Raw genomic sequence first — 2,847 nt, 5'->3', positions numbered from 1 at the left:
TGGCGGCGCCCGCCGCGAAAGCCCGGTTGCCGCACGCCGACCCACGTATCGCCCAGCCACAGGCCGCTGCGCTCGGGGTCGCTCCAGTCGTTGTAGTGCTCGGTGAAAAGGGGCAGCGCGGCAAGCTCCAGCACCTGGGCCGGGCCGAGCGTCGCATGCAGCCGCGTGCGCGTCGGCCAGCCGGACCGGCGCTCCTGCTCGGCCGCCTGCCAGTAGTGCAGCAACTGCGCCCACGCCTCCGCCAGGGCCTGCCGGGCCGCGGGGTCGGCCGCGCCGCCATCCTCGTGCAGTGGGCGCCAGTGCGTGGGCCGCCCGTCCGCGCCGTAGCTGCGCCAATGCACCAGCAGGTCATGTTCCCCCGAAGGGGTTGGGTGCGGGGCGCGCAGGCGCGCCCAGGCGCGCTGGGCCCAGTGGGTGGCCGCGGGCGGCGCCGTCTCCGGCAGCGCCAGCCAGAAATCCCACTGCTTCCAGAGGCTGACGAACAGCCCGTCGTGGTAGGCATCGCCGTCCTCGTCGACGTGGCTGCGCGTCAGCAGGAAGTCCATGGGCCCCCACCAGCCGGCGGCCTTGGAGGGCCCCTTGTCCGGCAGGGCCACGCGCAGCAGGCCGCGCAGGCCGGTGGCATCGGGCAGGGCGCCCGGGGCGTACGGGTCCGCGGGGGGCAGCGGCGCGGAGAATGGGGCGGCACCGTCGTTCATGGCAGCCCATGGTACGCGTGCTGGCGCCATCCCCGCCGTCGCCCACAGGCGCGGGGCGGCGGCTTTCAGCGGTCGGTGCGTCCGGCCTTGCCGCCGTCGTCCTCGGGGACGATGCTGCCGTCCTCGAGGTACTGGCGGTATTGTTCGGGCGTGAGTGCAGCCTGGCCTGCCGAGCCGTCGCTCGTGGTCCAGCTCAGCGTCATGCTGTCCGGGGAGGGATGCAGCTCCACCAGGCCTTCGGGGATCTGCAGCTGGGGCCCGTCGCCCTCGCGGTAGTGAACGGTGCCGCGGATGCGTGCGTGTCGTTGCTCGGTCATGGTTGTGGTCCTTTCTGTTTTCTCTGTGGAGGGGGGAGCGCCGCAGGGGGCGGTGCGTGGCGCGTGTCCAGGTGGCAGGCGTGTTGCGCCCGGGGCAGGGCCCACAGCACCGCCACTCCCAGCAGACTGCTGAGCAGCGCCATGCTCTCGTGGCCCAGGCCGGCTGTGACGCCGATGGCGGCCGTGAACCAGATCCCAGCCGCGGTGGTCAGTCCTTCCACGGCGTCGGCCTCGCTGCGCTTGAGGATGGTCCCGGTCCCCAGGAAACCGATGCCGGCGATGACGCCCTGCAGCACGCGGCTGTTGTCCCGCGGCTCGATGCCGGAATGCTCCGCCACCAGCACGAACAGCGCGGCGCCCATGGAAACCAGCATGTGGGTGCGCACCCCGGCGGCCTTGCCTGCATGCTCGCGCTCCCAGCCCAGCAGCCCGCCCAGCGCCGCCGCCACACCCAAGCGCACGAGGGTGCGCGCTGCCGCCACCGGGTCGCCCGCGTCGGCCAGCTCGCCGCCGATGGCTTGCAGGACCTCGGACCACCAGCCGCTCATGGCGCCGGGCGCCCGTGCGCCAGCGCCTCAAGACGCGCAGGGCGGCAGTTCGGGGTCAGGGCAGGCATGAGCGGCAGTCTGTCCGGGTGGCGCGTCTGTGGCAGCGGCCTGCGCCGCCGAAGAGGGTAGGACGGGGCCGCAGCCGCCCGTGCCCTCCGCCTGCCAGGGCAGACACAGCACGCGCCCCTGCCAGTCCTGCAGGTCGCTGGCCGCGCTCTCCACGCCGCTTGCGCCGGACGGCCAGCACAGGCCGCTGTGGAGCCTGAGGATCCGGCCGTCGGCGGGATGGGGCAGCTCCAGCTGCCAGGCATGCAACCACAGCCGGTGCAGTCCCAGGCGCTGCGCCCACCAGCGGTTGAGCGCGCCCTTGCCGTGGGTGGCGTCGCCGATGAGGGGGTGGGCGAGGTGTTTGAGGTGGCGCCGGATCTGGTGGCGCCGGCCGGTGACCGGCTCGGCCAATACCAAGGAGGCGCGGGTGTGGGGATAGCGCGGATCGCTGCGCTCGGGCAACTCGAGCCGCGCCAGGCGGCGCAGGCGCGTGCGTGCTTCCTGGGCGGGCGCGGCGCGGGGCGCCTCCTGCGGGCGCAGCGGGTGATCGACCTCGCAGGCCGGCGGCGGCCAGCCCCGCACCAGCGCCAGGTAGCGCTTGGCCACCGTCTGGTGGGCAAAGGCGTCTGCCAGCTGGCGTGCGGCCTGAGGGTGCAGCGCCATGGCGAGCACACCGCAGGTGCCCTTGTCGAGCCGGTGCACCGGGTAGACGCGTTGCCCGAGCTGGTCGCGCAGCGCCTGGACCACGAAGCGCGTCTCGCCCGCGTCCAGCCCCGTGCGGTGCACCAGCCAACCGGCCGGCTTGTACACCGCCACCACATGCTCGTCGCGCCACAGCAGCGGCAGCTCGCCGGTCGCCACTTCAGGAACTGCGCCCGGGCGTGAGCTGGATGGTGCCCAGACCGTGGTGCTGGGGCTCGTCGCGCTGGGCGATCCAATAGACCCACACGCCGCGCAGCCAGGCGCACAGGTAGATGACCGAGACGGCAAAGATGCCCCACTGGTTGGCGTGCCAGGAGGCGTAGAACCAGAACGGCTGGCCCAGCAGCCCGAACACGCAGGCCCAGCGGCGCGAGGCCGGGGAGCGCGCCTGGGAGAGCCAGGCGGCCGCGGCGCCCAGCAGGGCAATGGCGATTTGGTCGATTCCCATGGCAGGACCTCACTCGAAACGGGACGGGACGGGCTCGGTTCGGAATATTACCTGTTCATCCATACAGGTGTGGCAGGCGGCCGCCA

The 2,847-nt window shown here is 73.2% G+C and carries 4 protein-coding genes and 1 pseudogene; all 5 read right to left on the bottom strand.

Annotation, left to right across the window (positions count from 1 at the left end):
* Nucleotides 1–698, bottom strand: a pseudogene (locus A612_RS11665) (hypothetical protein); the annotation flags it as partial.
* Nucleotides 699–763: 65 nt separating this feature from the next.
* Complete coding sequence (locus A612_RS11660) at nt 764–1,015, bottom strand: hypothetical protein (protein ID WP_019374654.1); 252 nt, start codon at nt 1,013–1,015, stop codon at nt 764–766.
* A complete protein-coding gene (locus A612_RS11655) occupies nt 1,012–1,563 on the bottom strand; it encodes an MgtC/SapB family protein (protein WP_019374653.1) in 552 nt (183 codons plus the stop codon). The genes A612_RS11660 and A612_RS11655 overlap by 4 nt, the downstream gene beginning before the upstream one ends.
* 27 nt (nt 1,564–1,590) lie before the next feature.
* Nucleotides 1,591–2,472: a pseudouridine synthase gene (locus A612_RS11650; protein WP_019374652.1), complete on the bottom strand. Its 882-nt coding sequence runs from the start codon at nt 2,470–2,472 to the stop codon at nt 1,591–1,593.
* A gap of 1 nt (nt 2,473) precedes the next feature.
* Nucleotides 2,474–2,761 (bottom strand): hypothetical protein, encoded by a 288-nt coding sequence (locus A612_RS11645; RefSeq protein ID WP_019374651.1) that lies wholly within the window; start codon nt 2,759–2,761, stop codon nt 2,474–2,476.
* Nucleotides 2,762–2,847 lie beyond the last annotated feature (86 nt).

This window comes from Melaminivora alkalimesophila (genome assembly GCF_000282995.1).
GTDB lineage: Bacteria > Pseudomonadota > Gammaproteobacteria > Burkholderiales > Burkholderiaceae_C > Melaminivora > Melaminivora alkalimesophila.
The sequence above is the reverse complement of the archived record's forward strand: the minus strand, read 5'-3'. Positions and strand labels throughout refer to the sequence as shown.